This is a genomic window from Mucilaginibacter sp. P1_D10 (assembly GCF_056406215.1).
In genome coordinates, this window is sequence record NZ_JBFUAP010000012.1 from 107,047 (window position 1) to 131,639 (window position 24,593).

Below are 24,593 nucleotides of genomic sequence, written 5' to 3' on the forward strand. Positions count from 1 at the left end.
TTTATTACCTGCTGTTTTTATGCGATGCAGCGAATGTTTGAACGATGCTGAAGCCTGTTTCGTCGATAGCGTAAGTAAGCTTATCTATCTTAGAAGTAAACAAGTTGTACATTACGATTGATACGGCAGAAGTACCGATACCCAACGCAGTGTTGATAAGTGCTTCAGAGATTGAGTTAGACAGGGCTGATTGGTTTGGAGCACCAGAAGCTGCTAACGCACCGAAGGCCTTGATCATACCGATTACCGTACCCAACAAACCGGTTAATGTACCAATAGATACCAGGGTAGCAATGATGGTAAGGTTTTGCTCTAACATTGGCATTTCCAAAGCAGTTGCTTCTTCGATGTCTTTTTGGATAGCCAAAGTTTTCTGGTCAACATCCAGGTTTGGCTCTTCTTCCATTTCTTTGTATTTCTTCAAGCCCGATTTGATAACGTTTGCTACCGAACCTTTTTGAGTATCGCAAGCAGCGCTGGCAGCTTTGATATCGCCGGCGTTTAATAACGATGTGATTTTTTTAACGAATACATCTACGTTGCCGGTACCAGAAGCTTTGCCGATAACGATTGCCCTCTCGATAGAGAACACGATAACCATTAACAGGTAAGACATGATGATAGGCACGATAACACCACCTTTGTGGATGATACCGAAGTAATCGCCAGGGTTCACATCATTTTCAGAGTTGCCACCTTTATAATGACTTCCATCGCCCAATATGAAGATGTAAATACATACGGCCACAGCGATGCAAATTGGAATAGTTAAAGTTGCAAATGCGCCTGATGCACTTGAGCTTTCTTTCTTAACAGGGGTAGTTGGTTTTGTTGGTGCAGTTGCCATTACTTTTGATTTTAGTTTTCGTTTTGTTAGTAATATAAGTTAATAAAAATGTGTGCGTATTAAGCGGTTAACAAAAATAGAATTTAAATGAATTAAAAAAACTTTTTATGTAATTGTTTATAATAATTTAATATAGGCCGCGAAGCCGTTTTGCAAAATGGTAATACTTAACGCTATTACGCGGTAAAATTGTGTTTTTGTCAAATAATATTCTGCAATAAAACCCATTTTTTTTGTCAATAGCAAACTTTGGGCCATAAAAAGTGTGTAACTAAGCTGATATAGTAATGTCTAAGCAATAGTCACAGCTATGTTTTTGCCGCACAGTGTGTCGTTTTTACGCATTGGCCACTCCCGGATTTTTATCGGCCAAATTTTAAAATGCCGCAAGCAGGCAAATCCCCGGCGCAAAAGCACTGTAACACAAAGCACTATGCCCCGAAAATAATAAAGATTGTGCCCCTCAGCATGGGGTATGACTGTACAAGTTGGTACAAGTTGAAACAAACCGTGCATCGAATGCATATGGCTGCCCACAGGGTGCCTCCAAAGTAAATGTTTAGTGTAGTTTTTACGATTATCCGCCGGCTTTTTTGGCTTTATAGCCATCTGCCTGTAATAAGGTGAGCACCTTGTCCCTAAAATCGCCTTGCAGTAGCACTTCGCCATCTTTGGTAGAACCGCCAACGCCGCATTTAGTTTTCAGTTTTTTGCCTATGGCCGCTAAATCGGCATCGATACCTATAAAGCCGTTTACACGGGTTACCACCTTATTGCCTTTTATTCGATCCAGGAATATTTTGAGGTTTTGTTGCTGAGGCGGCAGGGTTTCCTGGGCATGGCTACCCTCCTCCTGATATTGGAAATCAGGATCTGTAGAGTACATGATGCCGGTATAGTTTTTCTTTGCCATGTTATCAGCCTTTATAGTTATCGCCAACAATAATTTGCAGCGTGGCGGGCATTACGTTTATTGCTATATCTACGCCGGCTTCCCTCGGCTCGCCATCTAAATGGATAGGTCCGGGCTGCGACCGGGTAATGCTGATGTTTTTCCCTTTGATAATCTCTACATATTTAGAGCTTTCGCTTGCCTTGAAAAGCATCCTGAAGCCCATTTCGGGGAAACGGTATAACGGGAAGGGTTTGATGATGCAAACATCAAGCAGACCATCCTGCACAGAGGCCGTTGGCGATATATGCGCATTGTTGCCGTATTGCGACGAATTGGCAATGCTCAGCATAAATGCTTCGCGCCGGTACTCCACGCCATCTATATCAATAAGGTATTGCTGTGCTTTATAACTCGAAATCTCGCGGATGGATGATTTAAGATAGCCGATAAAACCTCGTTTGGTGCTTCCGTTGGCAAATACCTGGCTAATATGGGCATCGAAACCCATCCCTGCCATATTGAAGAACCAACGGTCGTTCATCTTGCCTGCATCTATGTTAATTATACGGCCCGCGTTGATGCCTTTTATGGCCCCCTCGGCATCCATAGGCACGCTTAAAAAGCGCGATAGCCCATTGCCCGAGCCATAAGGTATAACGCCCAGTACCGTGTTAGTGCCCGCTATTGCTGATGCCACCTCGTTAACCGTGCCATCGCCGCCTACGGCAACTATCATATCGTAATATTTTGCCTGCTCGCGTGCAACATCGCGCGCATGCTTTACGCCGGTACTAAATATGGTTTTATACTCAAATAGTGAATGGTCGAGGTACTTTTTTATAAGCTCCGGCACCCCATCTTTCTTCTTCCCTCCCGATACCGGGTTTATAATAAATAACGCTTTCCTTTTCAACTATATAGCTTTACAAGCGGCAAAAGTAAATGTATTTTCGGCTTTGTGAAAAATTGTTTTATTTTTGCCCCGCGTAAGTGGACTGATTTGATGGTGCGGGCCTGCCCTGCACATGTTGCAACCACGTAAAAAAGTGCTAATTCCTGCTTCTCTTTTTACAAGTTTCAAATAAATCCATACTTTCGGCTTTAACGTTTATTTCAAATAAAAATATGCCATATTTATTCACTTCAGAATCTGTATCAGAAGGACACCCGGACAAAGTTGCCGACCAGATATCCGACGCTTTAATCGATAATTTCTTAGCGTTCGACCCACAATCGAAAGTTGCCTGCGAAACCCTGGTAACCACCGGACAGGTAATTTTGGCCGGCGAGGTAAAATCTAAGGCTTATTTAGACGTTCAAAAGATTGCCCGCGAGGTAATCAACAAAATTGGTTACACCAAAGGCGAGTACATGTTCGATGGCAGCTCTTGCGGCGTGCTTTCGGCCATACACGAGCAATCACCAGATATTAACCAGGGGGTTGAGCGTAAAGCACCAGAAGAGCAAGGCGCAGGCGACCAGGGCATGATGTTTGGCTATGCAACTGCCGAAACCGATAATTATATGCCGCTGGCATTGGATATTGCACATGCTTTATTGATTGAGCTTGCTGCTATCCGCCGCGAAAATACTGAGATAAAATACCTGCGCCCGGATGCAAAATCGCAGGTTACATTAGAATACGCCGACGATAACACCCCGCAACGCATAGATGCCATCGTAATATCTACCCAGCACGACGATTTTGACGAAGAAACCGCCATGCTGAAAAAGATAAGCGACGATATCATCAGCATTTTGATACCCCGCGTAAAAGCAAAATACCCTAAATACGCGCACTTCTTTAACAGCGATATCAAATACCATATCAACCCTACCGGCAAATTCGTTATCGGCGGCCCGCATGGCGATACAGGCTTAACCGGCCGTAAAATTATCGTTGATACTTACGGCGGTAAAGGCGCGCACGGCGGTGGCGCATTCAGCGGTAAAGACCCATCTAAAGTTGACCGTTCTGCAGCTTACGCTACCCGCCACATTGCCAAAAACCTGGTTGCGGCCGGCGTTTGTACCGAAGTTTTGGTACAAGTATCATACGCCATTGGCGTAGCCCAGCCAATGGGTATTTACGTAAACACCTACGGCACTGCCAAGGTTGGTTTGAACGACGGTGAGATAGCCAAAAAAGTAGAGTCGATTTTCAACATGACCCCTTACGCTATTGAGACACGCTTTAAACTGCGCAACCCTATCTATAGCGAAACTGCAGCTTACGGCCACTTTGGCAAACCAAGCGAAATAGTTACCAAAACCTTCAACGCACATGATGGCAGCAAGCTGGAGCGCGAAGTGGAACTGTTTACCTGGGAAAAGCTGGATTACGTGGATAAGGTAAAAGCCGAATTTGGATTATAATTCCCCTAATAAATTAAAATCAACAAAAGCGGCCGAAATTTTCAGCCGCTTTTTTTATACCCTTTTATTTGGCTTATACCCTCAAACAAGTATAAGCTCAACGCATTCACCGACATGAAAACGCAAAAAGCCATATCGCCATTGCTGGTGGCATTCGCCTTCTTTAACATATACGTGGTATGGGGCAGCACCTACCTGGCGGTGATATATGGCTTGCAGGGTTTCCCGCCTTTTATTTTAATTAGTTTGCGATACCTTACCGCCGGCTTGCTATTGCTTGCCTGGTGCAAAATAAAAGTAGAAAGCTTCCCCGAGACGAAAGCGATGCTACGCCATGCCCTGGCCGGTACATTGATGCTGGTAGGGGGCACCGGCGTTATAGCATGGGCCGAGCAGTACATCAGTTCGGGCCAGGCGGCTATACTGGTAGCAACCGAGCCGTTGATGCTTTTGGTGATAGACCGCAAACGCTGGAAGGAGTATTTCTCCAATAAATTTATCGTTAGCGGGCTCATCATCGGCTTCATAGGCATCTTTTTGTTTATGAAACTGGGCGTTGCTCAAATACACCCCTCGCCGATGGCTATTGTTGCCAGCGTGGCCATATTATTTGGTGCGTTGCTATGGATAATAGGCTCGCTCATCGTAAAGGGCAGCGAGGGGAAAAGCTCTACCGTGATGAATGCCTGCGTGCAGTTATTGGCTGCCGGCCTTGCAGCAGCCGTGGTAGCCCTTTGCAAAAGCGAACAGGTTGGCTTTTCGTTCGGCGCGGTAAAGGGCGAAGCCTGGGCAGGCCTTATATTCCTTATCGTAATGGGTTCGCTTATTGCCTATCAATCTTTCGTGTGGTTGCTTAGCATCAAGCCGCCGGCCATCATAAGCACGCATACTTATGTAAACCCGGTGGTAGCGGTGTTTTTGGGCTGGCTGTTTATCCATGAGGAAGTGAACACCGCCCAGCTTTTAAGTTTGTTTATCATATTAGCCGGCATATTATTGGTGAATGTGCCGGGATATTTGAAGCGGACTAATGCAGGGAAGGCCGTGTAATTGCTTATTTTAGGTGCGATTTAAAGGCATCCTGAAAATTCTTAAATTCTGATTCAGACACCATGCAACACCCTACCGAAAACCCCTGGACCATAACCGGCGAACAAAACGTATATGATAACCCCTGGATAAACGTTACCGAGTATAAGGTGCTCAACCCGTCGGGCAACCCGGGCATTTACGGCAAGGTGCATTTCAAAAATGTAGCCATAGGCGTTATCCCCTTGGACGCAGATATGAACACTTACCTGGTTGGCCAATACCGCTTTGTGCTTAACCAGTATTGCTGGGAAATACCCGAAGGCGGAGGCCCGGAGGGCACCGACCCATTAGAATCGGCCAAACGCGAGCTGCTGGAAGAAACAGGCCTTAAAGCCAGCGAGTGGACCGAGATACTGCAGATGCACCTCTCCAATTCGGTAAGCGATGAACTGTGCATTATTTATATGGCCCGGGGGCTCGAGCAGCACGAGGCCGAGCCTGAAGACACCGAGGAACTATTAGTGAACAAAGTGCCTTTTGACGAGGTTTACCGCATGGTAAACGCCGGCGAAATAACTGATTCGGTAACCGTTGGTGCCGTACTTAAAGTAAAGCTGATGCAATTAGAGAACAGATTATAAGCCAAAGGTTTACCAATTTCTCAAAAAAATATACCTTTGCGGCGTTAATGAAAAAGTTTTTAGGCTATTTTTTGTCCCCGCTTGCTACTATTGCATTTATGGGGATGCTGATTATTTTTCAGCCCATACAATGGCTTTGCTATAATCTGGGCGGCTACAAGGCGCATAAGCGTTCGGTTGATATCCTCAACTTCTTCCTGGTGGGCACCTACTACATTTTGTTCAACCCCGTTAAATTCACCAATAAGCAAAATTTGCCACTTGGCCGCTCTATCATATTTATAGCCAACCACCAAAGCGATTTCGACATACCACCGATGATTTACTTCCTGCGGAAGTACCACGCAAAGTTCATATCCAAAGTGGAGCTTACCAAAGGCATACCATCTATATCCTACAACCTCAAAGTAGGCGGTGGGGCCAATATCGACAGGAAAGACGCGCGGCAATCTATAACCGAGCTGGTAAAATTCGGTATCCGGATGAAGGAGAATAAATGGAGCGCGATGATATTCCCTGAGGGTACGCGCTCTAAGGATGGCAAGGTAAAAACCTTTCAATCAGCAGGTGTGGCTGCGCTGTTGAAGAAGTGTCCCGATGCCTTACTGGTACCGGTAGCCATCAAAGATTCGTGGAAGATGCGCCGCTACGGCCTGTACCCGCTAAACACCTTCACCCCCATGAGCTGGACGGTGCTGGAACCCATAGAACCCGGCAAAACACCTGTAGACGAACTGGTAAAACAAATCGAAGACAGGATAAGAGCAGTGGTTGATTAGTGGGTTTGGCCCGCGGATTTTGTCCAGTTTTATTTTATAGAAATACCGGACAAATGCGGTGGAATTGGTCGGCACTGGAAAAGCTTACCCACCTGTTTTTACCGCTTTGAACAAGACTTAATTTTTGCTCCACAGGACTCATTTTGACCAAAAGACCGTAAAAAATCCGAGTATTTCCGTGTTTTTCGGAGTTTTTCTAGCGTTTTGTAGCATTTTTCTTGCACGGCGAAAAACAGCCTTGTTTGCATGTAATGGCCCTTTTTGACAAAATACCACATTTTCGGACCGAAAAATATTTCCAGCTTTTTCCAATAAATCGCACTTGGTTCAGCTATAATTTTCCAGGAATTTCCAGCTCTGTTTGCCGTGGCAAAACACCCGGGCACTACAAACCAAAAAAGGGATAGCTTTTGGCCATCCCTTTCAATTATCTAAACAAAAACCCTTAAGCCAGCTTTCGCTTTACTTCTACGTTTTCGTATGCTTCTACTATATCGCCAACTTCGATGTTGTTGTAGTTGTTGATGTTCAACCCGCACTCGTAGCCGGTTAAAACTTCTTTCACATCGTCTTTGAAACGTTTCAGTGATGCCAGTTCGCCGGTGTGCACTACCACGCCATCGCGGATGATGCGGATCTTGCTGTTACGGGTAATCTTACCATCAAGTACCATACAACCTGCGATCGTACCCACCTTGCTGATCTTGAACACGTCACGGATTTCCACGTTCGCAACGATCTTCTCTTCGAAGGTTGGTGCAAGCATGCCTTCCATAGCTGCCTTTATCTCATTGATCGCATCGTAGATGATGGAGTACAAGCGGATATCGATCTGCTCTGCTTCGGCCAGTTTACGCGCACTTCCCGAAGGACGTACCTGGAAACCAATGATGATCGCATCTGATGCAGAAGCCAGCAACACGTCGCTTTCTGATATCTGCCCAACTGCTTTAGAGATGATGTTCACCTGTATCTGCTCGGTAGATAGTTTCAGTAACGAATCTGACAGTGCCTCGATAGAACCATCCACGTCGCCCTTAACAATGATGTTAAGTTCCTTAAAGTTACCAACTGCCAAACGGCGGCCAATTTCATCAAGGGTGATGTGTTTCTGGGTACGTAAGCCCTGCTCGCGTTGCAATTGCAAACGCTTGTTGGCTATTTCGCGTGCTTCTACTTCGCTTTCCAGCGAGTTGAACCTGTCACCTGCGGTTGGTGCACCCTGCATACCCAGTACCTGTACCGGTGTTGAAGGCCCTGCCGAAGTTACGCGCTGACCACGTTCGTTGGTTAACGCTTTTACACGCCCACTGTAGCAACCGGCCAGTATCGGGTCGCCCACTTTTAAGCGGCCGGCCTGTACCAATACGGTAGTAACGATACCACGGCCTTTATCCAGGGCCGACTCGATTACCGTACCCACGGCACGTTTATTAGGGTTGGCGGTAAGCTCAAGCAATTCTGCTTCAAGCAACACTTTCTCAAGCAACAGCTCGATATTTAAGCCTGTTTTGGCAGATATTTCCTGGGTTTGGTATTTGCCGCCCCATTCTTCTACCAGAATATTCATAGCCGATAGCTGCTCACGGATCTTATCCGAGTTGGCGCCTGGCCTGTCAATCTTATTGAACGCGAAGATGATTGGTGCGCCTGCAGCCTGTGCGTGGTTTATGGCCTCGCGGGTTTGCGGCATCACGCTATCGTCTGCAGCTATCACAATGATAACGATATCCGTTACCTGTGCACCCCTTGCACGCATGGCGGTAAACGCCTCGTGGCCCGGTGTATCCAGGAAGGTGATTTTCTTATCATCCGGTAACGTTACTTCGTAAGCGCCAATGTGCTGGGTTATGCCCCCTGCTTCGCCGCCTATTACGTTGGTTTTGCGTATAAAATCGAGCAATGATGTTTTACCGTGGTCAACGTGGCCCATAATGGTCACGATTGGTGCACGCGGCAAAAGCTGATCCGGCTCGTCCGGCGTATCTAAGTTCGCTTCTTCGTCCTGCGGTTTTACAAACTCTACCTGGAAACCAAACTCATCGGCAACTATGCTTAAAGTTTCGGCATCCAAACGCTGGTTGATGGATACGAACATCCCCAAACTCATACAAGTAGAGATAATTTGCGTAACAGATACATCCATCATGATAGCCAACTCGTTTGCCGTAACAAACTCGGTAACTTTCAATACTTTAGATTGAGCATCCTGCTCCATTGCCAGTTCTTCGGCGGTTGCAGCAACATCATCGCGTTTTTGGCGGCGGAATTTGGCACGCTGTGCGAATTTACCCGATTTACCTGCCCCGCTTAAACGTGCAAGGGTGGCTTTAATCTGGTCTTGTATATCTTTTTCTGTTGGTTCTTCCTTAGGCCCTGTGCTTGGTGGCGCATTGCGGTTGCCCCCACCCCTAAAATCGGGGCGGTTGCCTTGCCCGCCTCCCGGAGGAGCTGTTGGGCGGTTACGGAAATCGGGGCGGTTAGGATTTATAGGGCCGCTTGGCGGTGCCTGCTGCCCGGTGTTGTTGCCGCCACCGCCTTGCGCATCTTTACGCTTGCGTTTACGTTTATGATCTGCTGCGTTGCCTGCCGCGTTTGATGACGAAGCCACCGGCCCGCCACGCTTAGGCGCGTTGTTTACCGGCAAAGTAATCTTGCCTATAATTTTCGGACCGCTAAGGCGCTCGGCGCTTGCGCGGATAACATCATCGCCTTCTTCTGCTGCTGCTGCTTCTGGCTCTGCAACCACAGGTGCCGGCGCAGGAGCAACGGCTGCTACAGGCGCAGGTACTTCTACTTCTGCAACAGGAGCAGGTGCTTTTGGAGCCTCTATTACAGGTTTTGGAGCCTCAACAACCGGTTTTGGCGCTTCAACTACCGGCTTTGGTGCCTCTGCAACAGGTTCAGGTGCTTTTGGAGCCTCAACTACCGGTTTTGGTGCCTCTGCAACAGGAGCGGGCGCTTTTGGAGCCTCAACAACAGGTTCAGGTGCTTTTGGCGGCTCTGGCGCTTTTGGCGCTTCGGCAACTGGTTTGGCACCCAGGTTGTTCAGGTCAATTTTGCCTACAACAGTAACCCCAGGCAAGCCTGCGGTGCTACGGTCTTCAGCCTTCGATTGTGCCGGTTCGGCAGGCTTTGGCTTCTCGGCCTGCGGCGAAGAAAAATGCCCGTTGTTTTTGATCAGTATCTCCTCGTTCTCGAAATCTCTCGAACGGCGGCTTTCTACAGGTTTTTCGGGAGCCGCAGTTGGCTCTTCTTTCCTGATTTTGCCTATGCTGATCTGCTTGGCCTCTTCCTTAATAATTTTGTCGACAGCAAATTCCTTTAACAAGGTCGTGTACATGTCGTTATCCAGCTTGGCCATGGGGTGTTTATCCACCTTGTAGCCTTTAGTAGCTAAGAAATCGACAAGGGTACCCATACCGATGTTCAGTTCTTTTACTGCCTTTATTAATTTTATTGATTTGTCTTCTGACATTTATTATTATTTCTCTGCTCTAATTATCGCAAAAATACGATTTTAATTTTGCTTATTCTGTTTATTCAAACTCTGCCTGCAGAATTGATAACACATCTTTTACGGTTTCTTCTTCCAAATCGGTACGTTTTACCAATTCGCCAACAGAAAGCGCCAGTACCGATTTTGCCGTATCTAAGCCAATACGCTTAAATTCGTCAAGTATCCAGCTATCAATTTCATCCGAGAATTCTTCGATATCCACGTCCTCGTCGTGCTCGTCGGCCTCGCGGTAAACATCAATTTCGTAACCTGTCAATTTACCTGCCAGTTTAATGTTATGGCCACCACGACCAATCGCAAGCGATACCTGATCGGGCTTTAAGTACACTGCTGCTGTCTTCTTCTCATCATCTAATTTAATAGAGGTGATTTTGGCGGGCGATAAAGCACGCTGTATATAAAGCTGCAGGTTATTGGTATAGTTTATAACGTCGATGTTCTCGTTCTTCAGTTCGCGTACGATACCGTGGATACGTGATCCTTTCATACCTACGCAGGCACCTACCGGATCGATACGATCATCGTAACTTTCTACGGCAACTTTAGCACGCTCGCCCGGTTCGCGCACTATTTTCTTAATAGTGATCAAACCGTCGAATATCTCCGGCACTTCCATCTCGAACAAACGCTGTAAAAACTCAGGCGCGGTACGCGAGATAATGATCTTAGGGTTGCTGTTCAACATATCAACCTTGCTGATGATAGCACGTACGCTATCGCCTTTTTTGAAGTAATCGGCAGGTATCTGCTCGGTCTTCGGCAATAAAAGCTCGTTGCCTTCATCATCCAAAACCAAAGTTTCTTTTTTCCAAACCTGGTAAACCTCGCCGGTTACTATTTCGCCTACGCGGTCTTTATATTTCTTGAAGATCTCGTCTTTCTCTAATTCTAAAATCTTAGATACCAACGTTTGGCGTGCGGCCAAAATAGCGCGGCGGCCAAAGCTTTCTAAGGTAATCTGCTCAATCTGCTCATCACCAACTTCCAAATCCGCATCAAATGCTTTAGCTTCCAGCAATTCAACCTCCAGGTCGTCGTCTTCGCTAAAACCATCTTCAACAACAACACGCGTGCGCCAGATCTCTAAGTCACCGTTATCAGTGTTTACAATTACGTCGCAGTTTTCGTCGGTGCCGTATTTTTTCCTGATCATGCTTCTGAAAACGTCTTCCAGTACGCTCATCATGGTTGGGCGATCGATGTTCTTGAAATCTTTAAATTCCTGAAAAGAATCAATTAAATTAATATTGCTCATTTTCTTACTTGAATGATATTAAAACCTTTGTTTCTGTTATGTTATCTGTAGGGATGGTGCTTTCAACAGTCACAGCCTTTTTCCCTTTTTCTTTTATTGTTTCTTCTATTACAATGCTGCCTTCGCCTATGCTCAGCAATTTGCCTTCGCGCTTTGCGCCATCGTCCATTTTTATGCCCAGCGTGCGGCCAATGTTTTTGGTAAACTGCCTTGGCAAGGTAAGCGGGGTATCGATACCCGGCGAGGATACCTCTAAATTGTAGGCCTGTTCAATCACGTTCTCCTCTTCCAGGTGGAAACCCACGTGCCTGCTTATGGCTGCACAATCGGCAATGCCTATGCCATTATCCCCATCTACCAACACAATCAGCTTGCCGTTAGAATGCATCTTTGCCTCCACCAAAAACAAGTGCGGCATATCGGCAATTTTCTCTTCAACCAGCTCTGTTACTCTCTTTTCAATATTCATTATCGGTTCGGCTTATCTGAAATGATAATTTGATTGATAAAATAAAAGAGGGGACTAAAGCCCCCTCTTTTTTAATTCGGACACAAATGTACGAATTATTTTCTATTCCAAATGCTTATTGCTTAAAAATCAAATCGGTAAATTGAGGTACCCCAGGCCTGAGCTGCCCGCGGAGGTAATCCGTCGCCTTTTTCCCTTCATCGAAATGGAACCACCGCACGAAATACGTTTGCCCTTTTACGAAGGGCGTATCGGGCGTAAAAACCACCACACTATCGGCCAGTTGGTATTTGCCGGGCTGTATAGGCTGAAAGCTCAACAGATCCGAATCGACAGGCATGCGGTAAACCGGCACCACCGCTTGCCAGCCGTTGCCTATAGTATCGCGGCTTATCTCGCCCGCTACGGCCGGGTCGAAGCCCTTGAATTGCAGGGATTGTTTGTTGGGCGTGAGGGATATGCTAATGGTATTGCGCTGCGGTTTTGGGCTGCAGGAGAAGAGGAAAAGGAGGAGGAAAAATAGCCTGTTCATGGTTGGTTATTTGGCGGTATGCAAAATTAAACAGAAATTCAACAGATCAATCAAGCCTTGTAGTTTATAAACAATAATCTAAACCAAATGAAGGATTTTAAGCTTAAGCCAGACGATATTTTAAGGCTTATACCTCCGATGGGCGGCTGTATAGCACCCGATACAATTACAGTTGACGGAATGCCTATAATGTGGATGTATCGTGAACAACCGAGCAACGAATTGGATAGCGGCTGGCAGTTTTTTTCTAGGACAGAAAGCGATGATTATATAAACGACACGAATAACATCGCCGTTTACGATGTAAATACAATAGCCAATTATGATAAAGCTATAATCCCATATTTAAGCCTTCCTATTGGCGTTGAGTTGAAACGCATAACCGGAACTGATAAATTTGAAATGATACCCGGCTAATTTATTTCTTCGCATCCTTCTTCAATACTCGTTTTAACGCGTCGAGTTCTTTCGAACCAATAATTTACAAAATTGCCGCGTGGCTATTCGACTCACCCCGAATGCGCTATCGCTGTTCGGCCCTCTCTCCGCAAGCGGAAAGAGGGCGAGCTCAATCTTCTTTTGTAACCCTCTTTGCGAAGCAGAGAGGGCGAGGCAGTCCCCACAGCTGTGGGGAGGGTGAGTTAACTCTTGTCGCGGACATTGACATTTAACTTTTCCACCCTCATACCCATTGGGTTAACGCCCATCTCCTCAATATATTTTACCTAAAAATTTATAGTTTCTTTTCGGAAAAAAAGCAAAAACCCGCTTATATATTTGGTCATAAACTCGCCATTAAACCTTGATTTTATGATTCCTGAAACAAAGAAAGCAGCCCTCGCCCAGGCCTTAAAAACCACATTCGGCACGAGTGATTTGGAAGATATTATGCCATTGAATGCCGGGCTCTCCACTGCGCTGGTATTCAAAATAACGATACGGGGAACGCCCTACCTGCTCAAAATCATCACCCGTACCGATGCCATAGCCGACCCGACCGCCCAATATGCCTGCACGCGTGCTGCGGCCGAAATAGGCATTGCCCCTAAGGTATGGTACGCCAATGCGGACGATCGTATCTCCATCACCGATTTTGTGGATGCGAAACCCTTCCCTATCGATAAGGCAAGGGTAATGGTGCCTGCCCTGCTTAGCCGACTACATGCCATGCCCGCCCTGCCCTACCGTATCAATTACCTGGATATAGTAGACGGCTTTGTACAAAAATTCCGCGATGCGAAGATTTTGCCTGAGGGTTTGACGGAGGATTTGTTTGCCCAATACACCGTGCTGCGCAACGTGTACCCCCGCGGCACAAGCGATTGGGTAAGCTGCCATAACGACCTCAAGCCCGAGAACATTTTGTTTGATGGGGAACGCTCCCTGCTGGTGGACTGGGAAGCCATCTTTTTAAACGACCGGTATTTCGACCTGGCGATGGTGGCTAATTTCGTAATCGCGGGCGTGGAGGAGGAACGAGAATATCTTAAAGCATATTTCGGCCAGGAGCCCACTCCCTACCAGCATGCCCGTTTCTTTCTGATGCGGCAGCTAGCGCATACTTCTTATTTTACGTTTTTTATGAGGCTTGTACATGAAACCGGCACAACTATTAATCCGGATGACGAACGCCCGGATTTCAGGGAATTCAACAACCGTATGTGGATCGGCGGCGTAGACTTAAACGATACCAACGAACGGCTGCAATATGCTTGGGCGCATCTGGAACAATTAAAGCGCAATTTTGCATCGGCACGTTTTAAGGAAGCTTTGAAGACAGTAGTGCAGCAAAGCGCCGTCATTTCCGCAGCCTCTCCTTCAACAACCTGAACCGGTACCGAAGCCATATTTTCAAACCGAAGTTTTTTAGGATGAGGCCTGATTTATCCCGCTCGAATGCGGCATCGATAGCATGGGACGATAAGCCTTCGTGGCTGTAGTTAGCTATGATATAATCGCGGTATTCAAAAGTATAACCCTTGCCGAAGCATTGCATATTGAAGACCCAGTCGGCAAAAACCCGGTAACGGGTGTCGTACCCGGCCGATTTGAAAACCGATGCGGGATAGATGATAGATTGATGGTAGATACCCACCTTGGCCATATGATAGGCACTTACCCGGCCCGCACGTTTTACGCCTTTGTGCATTACGTTGGCGTAATAAACAGTGTTAGAATCATTCAGTTCAGCGGCAAAATCGGAGAAAGCGGGCAGCAACGCATCATCCGAACCCAAAAAATATACCCACTGCCCGGTGATGTGTTGCAAGGCTTTGTTCATGGCATCATAGATACCTTTATCGGGTTCGCTTTGCCAAAAGGTGATGCGGGTGGAGTTGGCTTTTAAGATTTCCTGCGTGCCGTCGGTACTGTTGCCATCGATGATAACCAACTCAATATTGGGGTAGCTTTGCCCGTAGATGCTATCCAGGCAAGCCTGCAGGGTGGCTGCGGCATTATAGGTAACTACGATGATGCTGAGTTTATGATTCAATGGCTTGTTATAATCCTGTTATATTTGCCTCCATTGCGCAAAGTAAATATTAAAACTATTAAAGAAAGAAAAATGATTTCACGCGAAGGCGCTAAGCCGCAAAAATTTCTGGCTTTCTGCTTTGCGCCTTCGCGCCTTTGCGAGATAAAAATCTGTAGTTAATTTTATACCTATTAATGGCCCAAAACAGGAACTTATTCAGGCTTAGCCGTTTTATCTTATTAAAGCTGCCCTACCTTTTCCGTTTTTTGGGGATGTTGAGGTCTGCACCCGGCAAGCGGCTGCTCATCGTAAAAGCCGATGCCATCGGCGATTATATCCTGTTCCGCAATTTCATAGCCGAGGTGAAATGTTCACCAAAGTATAAGGACTACGAGATAGACTTGCTGGGCAACAAGGCCTGGGAAAGCCTGGCAATGGCTTACGATAGGCAATATTTGGCCAATACTTATTTCATCAGTCCCAATAACATAGCTTACCAGCCCAGTGCCCTGCTCAAGTTGGGTTGGGCTTTGTTCAGGCGCAACTATGCGGTGGTGCTTAATCCATCCAGCACGCGCACCTTTATACCCGATGGACTGGCGGGGCTTACTGCCGCCAGGCAAATCATCGGCTTCGAGAGTGACTTTGAAGGCATGCCGGCGAAGTATAAAATCAAGACCGATAAATTTTACACCGCGAAACTGGCTTTGCCGGCAGGAATTTACCACGAATTCCATCGCAATAATTTCTATTTCGAACAGGTGCTGGAGCAGCCGATAAGTTTATCAAAGCCCGTGCTGCCTGCACAGCTACAATCACGCAGCGGCATCATCATCTTTCCCGGCGCGGGCGAAAAGAAACGCGGCTGGGAGTTGGAGAAATTCGCAGAACTTATCCAACGCATTCGCCTGCATACCAATGAGTCCATCTATATTGCCGGCGGGCCGGATGAAGCAACAGCCAATACCTACATCTGTCAGGAAGCCTCATCAACCGACGTTATCGATATCACCGGGACTACGACGCTGCCTCTATTAATCGAAAAAATTTCCGCATCTACCTTAATCATCGCCAACGATAGCAGCGCCATACACATGGCCGTGGCCACCGGCACGCCGTCCGTTTGCATTACCGGCGGCGGGCATTTCGACAGGTTTGTGCCTTACCCGGCCGATATCCCCGGCGGCCCCGCCTGCGCCTACCATAAAATGGAATGCTACTACTGCAACTGGATATGTAAATACCAAACCGCCCCGAACGAGCGTTTCCCTTGCATCAACAACGTAACCGTTGATATGGCATGGCAGGCCGTGGAGCCTTTGCTGCAGCCTTGAAATCCGGGAAATTGCCTTTAGCTTTTCGGTTCCCCTCTTGAGAGGGGGCGGGTTAGATTGTGTGGTGGCAGGGGTGTGTTCGCCACTATGCGATAGACGCTAACACACCCCTCCACCCCTCTCAAGAGGGGAATCGCACAAGTCTCCGCTCGAATCGCTGTTAAACGCGATTTCCCTGGCCTTAAATTGCACCATACGGCTAATTAGCTAATTACTGCTAACTTTGCGCCTCTATAATATTTTTGATGAAGACATACTTCCGTCTGCTTTCTTTTGCTAAACCTATCGGTAAATTTGCTATACCCTACTTTATATGTACTTTACTTTATGTTGTTTTTAGCACCAGCGTATTGGTTTTACTAGGGCCGTTGCTCAACACCCTTTTTGATACCAGCACCGATGTAAAACATATCGCGGCTGTAGTTTTAAAAAAACCATCGATATTAGACCTTGCAGGTTGGTTTAAATATTACCTGCAATACTTCCTAACCGCGTACGACCGCTGGACAGCCCTAAAATTCGTATGTGCAGTAATTGTAGTGTCGGTATTTTTGGGGAACCTGTTCCGTTACTTTTCGCAGCGGATAATGGAAAATCTGCGCGTGTACACCTTACTAAATTTGCGCCGTGCTGTTTTCAATAATGTGATGAACCTGCACATGGCTTATTTTAACAACGAGCGTAAAGGGAACATCATTACCAAGGTATCGTCGGATGTGCAGGTTGTGCAATTTTCGGTAACGGCAACCCTGCAGGTGGTGTTTAAAGAGCCGTTGCAGCTTATCGGTTTCCTGGTAGCCCTGTTCGCCATATCTGTTAAACTTACTTTAATATCCTTGCTGGTTTTGCCAATCGCCGGTTTTATCATCTCGCGGATAGTAAAACGGCTAAAGGCGCAAGCCATTGCCGGCCAGGAATCGTACAGTAACATGATCAGTTATCTCGATGAGGCCTTGTCGGGAATTAAAATCGTAAAAGCATTCAACGCAACTGATTTTATAAAGGAACGGTTCGACGACGAGAACAAACGTTATTCAAAAATAACAAAGGCCATTGCCAAACGCCAGCAGATGGCTTCGCCGGTATCCGAATCCCTATCGATTACCATGGTGGCTTTCATCATGCTTTACGGCGGCTATATGATCTTCCATCACGATTCTGCACTAACAGCGGCCCAATTTATTACTTATATCGCCCTGTTTTCGCAACTCCAAAGGCCCGTAAAAGCGCTGACAGATGCATTCAGTAACATCCACTCCGGCATAGCGGCCGGCGAGCGCGTGCTGGATCTGATAGACGAAAAGCCCGAAGTTACTGATGCAAAAAACGCAGCATCGCTAACCGGTTTTGAAGATGCTATCCGTTTCGAGAACGTAACGTTCGCCTACCAGGAAAGGCAAGTTTTATCTGATGTAAACATTAGCATCCCCAAAGGGAAATCGGTAGCGCTGGTCGGCCCATCGGGTGGCGGTAAATCTACCATGATGGATCTGATACCCCGCTTTATGGACCCGCAGGAAGGCCGCATTACGGTGGATGGCGAAGACATCAAAAACGTTACCGCCCATTCGCTGCGCGCCTTAATGGGCGTGGTGAACCAGGAATCGCTGTTGTTTAACGATACCATTTACAACAACATCGCCTTCGGTAAAAAAGATGTGCAGCCCGGGGAGGTAGAAGCCGCCGCGCGCATAGCCAACGCCCATAACTTTATCCTGGAGACCGACCACGGTTACCAAACCAATGTAGGCGATAGGGGCGCGAAGCTATCCGGCGGCCAGCGTCAGCGTATTTGCATAGCCCGCGCGGTGCTCAACAATCCGCCCATTATGCTGTTGGATGAAGCCACCTCGGCACTGGATACCGAATCGGAAAAACTGGTGCAGGATGCGTTGAACAACCTCATGAAGAACCGCACCTCACTCATCATAGCCCACCGCTTAAGCACCATTCAAAATGCCGATAAAATTATTGTTTTAGAAAGCGGCAAAGTGATAGAAGAGGGCACGCATACAGAATTGCTGCAAAACAACGGCCTGTACCGCAAGCTGATAGATATGCAAACTTTTAACGCCGATTAGAACTATTTGCCGTTCAGTTTATCTTTAATGTATTGCCAGTCGGGCAGGGTAAGGCTGTCGCGTTTGCCGTATAGTTTCTCTTCGGCTTTTTTAACGAACTTTTTGGCTTTGCGTATCAGGAATGGGTCGCGCAGTTGGGCCAGCGGATTAATACCAAAGGGCTTTTTACTGAATAGGTGGATGAACTTACCGTCGCTGTAAAAGTTATAGCCAAGCTGCTCTGCTATGTAGCCAAGCGATTCGATATTGTAAAAAGCTACGTGTTGGCCGGTTTCTGTAGAAAGGTAAGGCCAGGTTTGCAAATCTAGGTCCTCATCCTGCAATTCGGTGGTAAAAAACAGGGTATCGGCATAACTCATTATCTCCTTAATGCCTTCTATAGGATCGGGCAGGTGCTCGAACACCTCAAAGGCAGTCACAGCTTCGAATTTGGTGCCGGCAGGCAATCCTTTCAGATCGAAATACTCCGCAAAAATGTTATCGCAAAACTTATCGGTATTATAAAATTGGTAGCCCTTATCGCGCATCAAGCGGGTGAATAAGCCGTATCCCCCGGCATAATCCAAAAACAAGCCCTTGCTATCGAAATGCGAGCCTATGATCTTGCGGAAGGCATCGGCCAGATGGATATTACGCGATACCAGGCCCACATCCAGCTTCGTGATGGTGGATGCGTACGCTTCTTGCAGCCAGTGTGGTTCTTCGGTTTGTACAAAGCCGGTTTGGTTGCAGCGGTAGTATTTCACATCGTGCTTGTTAAGCACTTTTGCCGTGAATAAAAGAGTGGTGTCGCCGCCGGTAATTTTGCTTTGCATAGGCTATTTGCTAAATATTTTCCGGTTCATCCGGTAGTTGTTCCTTAACGAAAAATAGATGAATTTGGCATACCGGCCCATATAAAAACGCGCCAGTATAGGTTTATAGGAGCCCTGGAAATGCAGCAGCGCCATATCCTGCGTTGTGCCCGATTTTAGGTAGCAGGTAATCTTATCGCCCTGTATCTGTAAATATTTGCGCCCCGCAAAGTGTTTAAACTCATCGTCCTCGCATAAAAGGGTAGAGAGGTTATGATCTATACCCAATGGGAATTTTGTGGAATTTGAATTGATATAAGGCACTTTGTTGGCCTGTATCCAGAGGTATATCAAATTCATATCAGAGATGCAGAAGCCGGGGTATTTTGCCGATTGTGTATCGTAATAATTCTTTAGGAAGTTTGTCTCTTGCTCGGTTTTATAAACCGTGAGCGTGAACTGTATAAAGTTCATGAGCAGTGCCCTATCCCAAAAAGTACAGTGCGGCGATATTTGCCCCACGGAGCCATTCTGGTCGAAACCCTCGCTGCCAACGAAAGCCCCATTGAATTGGTAACCCTGCACATCTCTGAAAGCCTGCGTGATGTAGATGTCGGTATCCGTCAGCAAAAAAGGCTCGTCGTTATCAACTATGGAAGCGATGGCAAAATAACGGGCAAAACAGGCTATCTCAAACTCGGGCGGATTAGTACTGTAGTGTACATAGGCATCCTTAAACTCTTTAAAAAGCTTGTTGCCTTCCAGTTGGACATTATTGCTAAGGGTTACGTTGAAGCCCAGCGAGGTTGCCTTATCCATATATGGCTTGAGGAAATCTACCGCCCGGGTTTCGAATATGTGGATGTTTTGAGGCATATGCGCCATCAAAATTACGATAAAACGTTAAACGTCGGTCAACAAAAAGGCTACCCTGATAAGAGTAGCCCATTTTATATAATAGAACTAGTTGGATTTACTGGAACTTGAACCCTAAGCCAATCTGGAAAACCTGGTTACGGTAATCGGGAATGGCCGAGTTATTGTCGCCACGGTTCTGGTTAAAATCAAGGGCGTAGCGAAAACGGAGTTCGGCATTTCGGTTAAGGTCGAAACCCACGCCGATAAGGCCCGATAGGTAGCTTTTATCGCGCAGGCCATCGTAATTATCGCGGTAGATGGTGCTGAAGCCGTCATCGTAAGTATTACGGGTTGAGGTTTGGAACGTCAACTGCGGACCAACTACGATGTTAAAGCCACGCGTTACGCGCAATTTGGCCAGCAGCGGGATATCGATAAAATTGGTGCGCTGGCGGAAAGTGCCATCGGGCGTTTCGGCTTTGTAGCCTTTTTGCGAGAACAAAAACTCCGGAGCAAAAGAAAGCGGGTAAGCAATTGGCACCTCGAAGGTAAGGCCCACATGCGCGCCTGCTACGCTGCTGGTGCTGAAATCGGCATTGTAAGCATCAACCGTGTTGCTGATGTTGAGGCCGCCTGCGATGCCTACTTTAGGTTTGTACCAATCATCTTGCTGACGGTAGCGTTGCGGCTGTTGTTGCCTGGGCAAATGCCTTACTACGCGGCGCGGGTAACGGCGGGGGCCATCCTGCGCATCGGCCGAGGCTGCTATGGTAAGCAGGCCGATAGCTAAAAAGAGTAATTTTTTCATAGTTTTAAATTGCTTTGAATGCCATGGGGCCGAAGGCATTTATCCCCCCGGCTCCGGCATGTATTGTTGATTTTTTATATTCCATAGAGCGATTTTTTTCGTCAAGGTTTATTTTGTGTTGCGAGAAAATAACGGCGATGCTGAACTGTATCGTGTTTTTTACAAGAGAGAGGGTCTGAACTCGAATTTTAAGGAATTAACGAATTTTCAGAATTAGCTGTGTGAGCAAGTATTCGATAAATTCTTAAAATTCGTTTAATTCGAGTTCAGACACCTACATTTACATTGCCATGCAGCTAAAAAAACACATTGCTTATACCCTATTACTCGCCGCCATTTTATTTGCCGATTGTGCAACTGCGCAAACGCCCCAATTAATCGATGCCCTATCGCGTCAAAATCAATGGGTAGATTCTGTTTACAACAAAATGAACCGGCGCAAGCGCGTTGGGCAGCTTTTTTTTGTGCGGGCGCATACCAATCGCGGGCAGGCCTATTCCGATTCGGTGAGGAAGGTTATCAAGAAACAGCACATTGGCGGACTGGTGTTTTTCCAGGGCGGGCCGGGCAGGCAGGCCATTTTGGTGAACCAATACCAACAAGTTGCCAAGGTGCCTTTGCTTATAGCCATGGATGGCGAATGGGGACTGGGTATGCGACTTGATTCTACCATATCGTACCCTTACCAAATGGCCCTCGGTGCCATACAGGATAATACGCTCATTTATAAAATGGGGCAGATGGTTGCCTACGATTTCAAACGACTGGGCGTACACATCAACTTTGCGCCCGATTTCGACGTGAACAACAACCCCAATAACCCGGTTATCAATTACCGCTCCTTCGGCGATAATAAATACAACGTGGCGCGCAAAGGCATAGCCTACGCTAAAGGCATGCAGGACGCCGGCCTCATCGCCATAGCCAAGCATTTCCCCGGCCATGGCGATACCAATGTAGATTCGCACTTCGATCTGCCGCTGTTGCCCTTCACGCGCGAGCGGCTCGATTCCTTGGAGCTCTACCCTTTCCGCGAGGCGGTAAATGCTGGTATCGGCGGTGTAATGATTGCGCACATGAGCATCCCCGCGCTGGATACCACCAAAAACCTGCCCTCTACTTTGTCTAAGCCCATCATCACCGGGCTGCTGAAAGATTCGCTGGCTTTTAAAGGACTGGTTGCCTCAGATGCTATGGAAATGAAGGGCGTAACCAAATACTTCCCCAAAGGCGAGGCCGACCTAATGGCATTCCTGGCGGGTATGGATCTGATCGAACTATCCGAAGACTCTAAGAATGCAGCCAAGCTGATACGCAAGGCCGTCCGCAAAAAACATATATCGCCCGAAGAGTTCGAGGCAAAAGTGAAGAAGATATTGGCCGCCAAGTATTGGGCCGGGCTGAACAATTATACCCCGGTAGTGACCGATGGCCTGCTGGCCGACCTTAACCGCTCCGCTGCAACCCAACTGGTGCAGCAGCTAAGCGATGCCGCCGTAACGCTTATACAAGGCGACAGCCGCATGTTGAAGCAGGATACCACCAAAAAAACAGCCATCATCAGCATCGGCGTAACGGAACAAACCGTTTTCCAGCAGGGGCTTGCCAAACTTTACCCGAACAGTACGTTGTTTTTGGTTGGCAAAAACACCCCGGTGCCCGATCTGAACAAGTTATTGGCATCGCTGAAGCAATACGCCCAAGTTTTTGTAGGCATACATGACACCCGCATACGCCCCGCAAGCAAACTGGATTACAGCAGCGACGTAAAACTGCTGATAGCCGATCTGGCTGCAAAACCCAATTCGGTCATCAGCGTATTTGCCAACGCCTACGCTATCGCGGGCCTTCCGGGCATTGAAAAGGCCGGTGCCATACTGGTATGTTACCAAAAGGATGATGCCATGCAGCGCGCAGCCGTAAAAGCCATCAGCGGGCAAATTAAACCAACGGGCAAGCTCCCGGTAAGCGTAAATACTTTTTACACTACCGGTGCGGGAGCAAGCCTATAATTTATATTGGATTATTAAGATAATGTTTTCAGATGGCGCTGCTGCGCGATAGAACTGATTACTCCTCCAACGCTCTTTTAAACGTGCTGTCGTTTTGGTTGATTACGCGGTAGAAGGCACTATTGCCCCATTTAAAGCGGGCCGCGTGGGCCTTTAGCAACGTTTTTATCAATGCGGCAGATTGCTGCAACTCGCGCGGGTCAACCTGCTCTAAGGATTTGGCCGCGTATTGGACAAAGGCATCGTACTCCGCACTGTTCAGCTGGTAATTGTTAAAGAAGCCCTCTTCGGTAGCGTACTTGCTAAGCGTGGGCTGCATCCTATCGATAATGTAAGCCGTGAACAGTTGCTTATCGCTTATGTCCGCCAAAAGCTGCGTGGTTTGGGTAGTATCGGCGGCAACAAAAACATCAGGCATGATGCCGCCCGAGCTGAACACCTTGCGCCCGTTACTGGTATGGAATGTTGAGGCACCAACAAAAGCACTATCGGCCAGGCTATTGCCGGCAGAGAGCAGCTCGCCTTTGCGCACCCGGTTGGCCAGCTCGTTGCGGTAGCTTTGCACGCCGTTCTTATATGATTTCTGTATCGACCGGCCCGAGGGGGTGTAATACCGCGCTACCGTTAAATTCACCGCCGTGCCATCCCCAAAGGGGAACTGTTGCTGCACTAAACCCTTACCAAACGAGCGCCTGCCTACGATAGTAGCCCGGTCCAGGTCCTGCAATGCACCTGCCAGTATCTCGCTGGCACTTGCCGAATATTCATCTATCATTACGGTCAGCTTGCCATGCTCGTAAGTGCCCGAGTCGGTAGCAAAGTAATCGGTACGGGGTTCGTGCGCGCCTTTGGTGTACACGATGAGTTTGTTTTTCGGCAAAAATTCGTCGGCCATGGCTGTGGCCGTGTTAAGATAGCCGCCACCGTTGCCGCGTAAATCTAAAACCAATTTTTGCATGCCATCGGCTTTTAAAGAGCTAAGAGCCCGCCTAAAATCGGCATCGGTAGTGGAGGCAAATTTGCTTATTTTGATATAGCCGGTAGTGCCGGTAAGGTAATAGGCATCCAGGCTGCTCTGGGCCACGCGGCCACGTTTTATGAGGTAATCTTTACGTTCGCCCGTATTGGTAATCACATTGAGGGTTACCTCCGAATCCTTTTCCCCGCGGAAGGTTTTGCTGATGCGGCTTTGCGTAAGCTTAGTGCCGGAGAATGGTTTGCCGTTTACGGATATTACGCGGTAGCCGGTATTAAGCCCTGCCCTGGCCGCCGGGCCGCCCGGATACATTTGGGTGATGACCAACGTATCGCGCAGTACCTGATACTCTACCCCGATGCCATTGAAGCCGGCACCCAAACGTTCGCTGATCGATTGCGCCTGCTGGGCAGGCAGGTAAACGGAGTGCGGATCGAGGTTTTGCAGCATATCGTTCACGGTGATGCCCGCAATGCTGTCAATATCTACGGAGTCTACGTAGTTCTGATTCACCAGTTCGAGCACTTTAGAAATCTTATCGTCGCTGCGCGAAAAACTGAAGCCGAGCCTGCGGCCCGAAACATTGTCTTCGGAAATAAAAATGCCAATGAGGATGCCTATCAGGAGTAAGATAATGGCCCGGAAAATAATACCCGCAATTTGTTTCATGTTTGATGCCTGGCAAATTTAAGCAATAAGCTTTATAGCCTATAATTTATATCGTGTTTAAGCAATGATGCTGTTATACAGCCAAATGCCCGTCTATAGCTTACGTATTTAATTGTTTTTCGGACTTTACCCACCTGCTTTTTCCACAAGTACCGAATATTATTTTAAGTGCCTTCGCCCTGCACCTTCTTTGCTTTGATGTTTTTTATTCAATTTTGTTAAAATTATTTTTGCCCCGC

21 protein-coding genes are annotated in these 24,593 nt (G+C 47.3%); 9 read left to right on the forward strand and 12 right to left on the reverse strand.

What is annotated here, in order from left to right:
* Nucleotides 1-4: 4 nt before the first annotated feature.
* From AC1DYT_RS19210 to AC1DYT_RS19220, 3 genes are all read right to left on the reverse strand, one after another.
* Nucleotides 5-847 carry a MotA/TolQ/ExbB proton channel family protein gene (locus AC1DYT_RS19210; protein WP_477471144.1) on the reverse strand — a complete coding sequence of 281 codons (843 nt, stop codon included), beginning with the start codon at nucleotides 845-847 and terminating at the stop codon, nucleotides 5-7.
* Nucleotides 848-1,424: 577 nt separating this feature from the next.
* Complete coding sequence (locus tag AC1DYT_RS19215) at nucleotides 1,425-1,760, reverse strand: translation initiation factor (protein ID WP_477471145.1); 336 nt, start codon at nucleotides 1,758-1,760, stop codon at nucleotides 1,425-1,427.
* Nucleotides 1,761-1,764: 4 nt separating this feature from the next.
* Nucleotides 1,765-2,655, reverse strand: a complete 891-nt coding sequence (locus AC1DYT_RS19220) for a diacylglycerol/lipid kinase family protein (protein WP_477471146.1) — start codon at nucleotides 2,653-2,655, stop codon at nucleotides 1,765-1,767.
* A gap of 212 nt (nucleotides 2,656-2,867) precedes the next feature.
* Between AC1DYT_RS19220 and metK the strand changes: the two genes are divergently transcribed.
* The 4 genes from metK (at nucleotide 2,868) to AC1DYT_RS19240 (ending at nucleotide 6,570) form a co-directional block, all read left to right on the forward strand.
* On the forward strand, nucleotides 2,868-4,118 hold the full coding sequence (metK, locus tag AC1DYT_RS19225) for a methionine adenosyltransferase (RefSeq protein ID WP_477471147.1): 1,251 nt from the start codon (nucleotides 2,868-2,870) through the stop codon (nucleotides 4,116-4,118).
* A gap of 114 nt (nucleotides 4,119-4,232) precedes the next feature.
* Entirely contained in the window at nucleotides 4,233-5,168 is a 936-nt protein-coding gene (locus AC1DYT_RS19230) for an EamA family transporter (protein ID WP_477471148.1), read from the forward strand.
* Nucleotides 5,169-5,230: 62 nt separating this feature from the next.
* Complete coding sequence (locus AC1DYT_RS19235; RefSeq protein WP_477471149.1) at nucleotides 5,231-5,791, forward strand: NUDIX domain-containing protein; 561 nt, start codon at nucleotides 5,231-5,233, stop codon at nucleotides 5,789-5,791.
* Between the two features lie 47 nt (nucleotides 5,792-5,838).
* A complete protein-coding gene (locus tag AC1DYT_RS19240) occupies nucleotides 5,839-6,570 on the forward strand; it encodes a lysophospholipid acyltransferase family protein (RefSeq protein WP_477471150.1) in 732 nt (243 codons plus the stop codon).
* Nucleotides 6,571-7,015: 445 nt separating this feature from the next.
* On the opposite strand, the gene infB is transcribed toward AC1DYT_RS19240, so the two are convergent.
* The 4 genes from infB to AC1DYT_RS19260 all read right to left on the reverse strand — a co-directional run bounded on the left by infB (nucleotide 7,016) and on the right by AC1DYT_RS19260 (nucleotide 12,346).
* On the reverse strand, nucleotides 7,016-10,048 hold the full coding sequence (gene infB, locus AC1DYT_RS19245) for a translation initiation factor IF-2 (RefSeq protein WP_477471151.1): 3,033 nt from the start codon (nucleotides 10,046-10,048) through the stop codon (nucleotides 7,016-7,018).
* Between the two features lie 61 nt (nucleotides 10,049-10,109).
* The gene (gene nusA, locus AC1DYT_RS19250; protein ID WP_133235950.1) at nucleotides 10,110-11,345 is read right to left on the reverse strand and encodes a transcription termination factor NusA; all 1,236 of its coding nucleotides are present in this window, start codon (nucleotides 11,343-11,345) and stop codon (nucleotides 10,110-10,112) included.
* A 4-nt stretch (nucleotides 11,346-11,349) separates the two neighbouring features.
* Nucleotides 11,350-11,814 carry a ribosome assembly cofactor RimP gene (gene rimP / locus AC1DYT_RS19255; RefSeq protein ID WP_477471152.1) on the reverse strand — a complete coding sequence of 155 codons (465 nt, stop codon included), beginning with the start codon at nucleotides 11,812-11,814 and terminating at the stop codon, nucleotides 11,350-11,352.
* 115 nt (nucleotides 11,815-11,929) lie between these two features.
* The gene (locus tag AC1DYT_RS19260; protein ID WP_477471153.1) at nucleotides 11,930-12,346 is read right to left on the reverse strand and encodes a hypothetical protein; all 417 of its coding nucleotides are present in this window, start codon (nucleotides 12,344-12,346) and stop codon (nucleotides 11,930-11,932) included.
* An 87-nt stretch (nucleotides 12,347-12,433) separates the two neighbouring features.
* Between AC1DYT_RS19260 and AC1DYT_RS19265 the strand changes: the two genes are divergently transcribed.
* On the forward strand, nucleotides 12,434-12,763 hold the full coding sequence (locus AC1DYT_RS19265) for a DUF2185 domain-containing protein (protein ID WP_477471154.1): 330 nt from the start codon (nucleotides 12,434-12,436) through the stop codon (nucleotides 12,761-12,763).
* A gap of 393 nt (nucleotides 12,764-13,156) precedes the next feature.
* Nucleotides 13,157-14,176, forward strand: coding sequence for a phosphotransferase (locus AC1DYT_RS19270; RefSeq protein ID WP_477471155.1), 1,020 nt, complete (start codon nucleotides 13,157-13,159; stop codon nucleotides 14,174-14,176).
* Here AC1DYT_RS19270 and AC1DYT_RS19275 read toward each other — a convergent pair.
* Nucleotides 14,145-14,840: a glycosyltransferase family 2 protein gene (locus tag AC1DYT_RS19275; RefSeq protein WP_477471156.1), complete on the reverse strand. Its 696-nt coding sequence runs from the start codon at nucleotides 14,838-14,840 to the stop codon at nucleotides 14,145-14,147. The two genes, AC1DYT_RS19270 and AC1DYT_RS19275, sit on opposite strands and share 32 nt — an antisense overlap.
* A 176-nt stretch (nucleotides 14,841-15,016) precedes the next feature.
* On the opposite strand from AC1DYT_RS19275, the gene AC1DYT_RS19280 reads away from it, so the two are divergent.
* On the forward strand, nucleotides 15,017-16,156 hold the full coding sequence (locus AC1DYT_RS19280; RefSeq protein WP_477471157.1) for a glycosyltransferase family 9 protein: 1,140 nt from the start codon (nucleotides 15,017-15,019) through the stop codon (nucleotides 16,154-16,156).
* Between the two features lie 245 nt (nucleotides 16,157-16,401).
* Nucleotides 16,402-18,237 carry an ABC transporter ATP-binding protein gene (locus AC1DYT_RS19285; protein ID WP_477471158.1) on the forward strand — a complete coding sequence of 612 codons (1,836 nt, stop codon included), beginning with the start codon at nucleotides 16,402-16,404 and terminating at the stop codon, nucleotides 18,235-18,237.
* A gap of 2 nt (nucleotides 18,238-18,239) precedes the next feature.
* Here AC1DYT_RS19285 and AC1DYT_RS19290 read toward each other — a convergent pair whose 3' ends face one another.
* The 3 genes from AC1DYT_RS19290 to AC1DYT_RS19300 form a co-directional block, all read right to left on the reverse strand.
* Nucleotides 18,240-19,052, reverse strand: a complete 813-nt coding sequence (locus tag AC1DYT_RS19290) for a class I SAM-dependent methyltransferase (RefSeq protein ID WP_477471159.1) — start codon at nucleotides 19,050-19,052, stop codon at nucleotides 18,240-18,242.
* A 3-nt stretch (nucleotides 19,053-19,055) separates the two neighbouring features.
* Entirely contained in the window at nucleotides 19,056-19,916 is an 861-nt protein-coding gene (locus AC1DYT_RS19295) for a hypothetical protein (RefSeq protein WP_477471160.1), read from the reverse strand.
* An 88-nt stretch (nucleotides 19,917-20,004) separates the two neighbouring features.
* Nucleotides 20,005-20,697 carry a porin family protein gene (locus AC1DYT_RS19300; protein ID WP_477471161.1) on the reverse strand — a complete coding sequence of 231 codons (693 nt, stop codon included), beginning with the start codon at nucleotides 20,695-20,697 and terminating at the stop codon, nucleotides 20,005-20,007.
* 290 nt (nucleotides 20,698-20,987) lie between these two features.
* Here AC1DYT_RS19300 and AC1DYT_RS19305 point away from each other — a divergent pair, with 290 nt between their 5' ends.
* Entirely contained in the window at nucleotides 20,988-22,709 is a 1,722-nt protein-coding gene (locus AC1DYT_RS19305) for a glycoside hydrolase family 3 protein (RefSeq protein WP_477471162.1), read from the forward strand.
* A gap of 58 nt (nucleotides 22,710-22,767) precedes the next feature.
* Here the strand turns inward: AC1DYT_RS19305 and AC1DYT_RS19310 are convergent, their stop codons facing one another.
* A complete protein-coding gene (locus AC1DYT_RS19310) occupies nucleotides 22,768-24,354 on the reverse strand; it encodes a S41 family peptidase (protein ID WP_477471163.1) in 1,587 nt (528 codons plus the stop codon).
* Nucleotides 24,355-24,593: the final 239 nt, after the last annotated feature.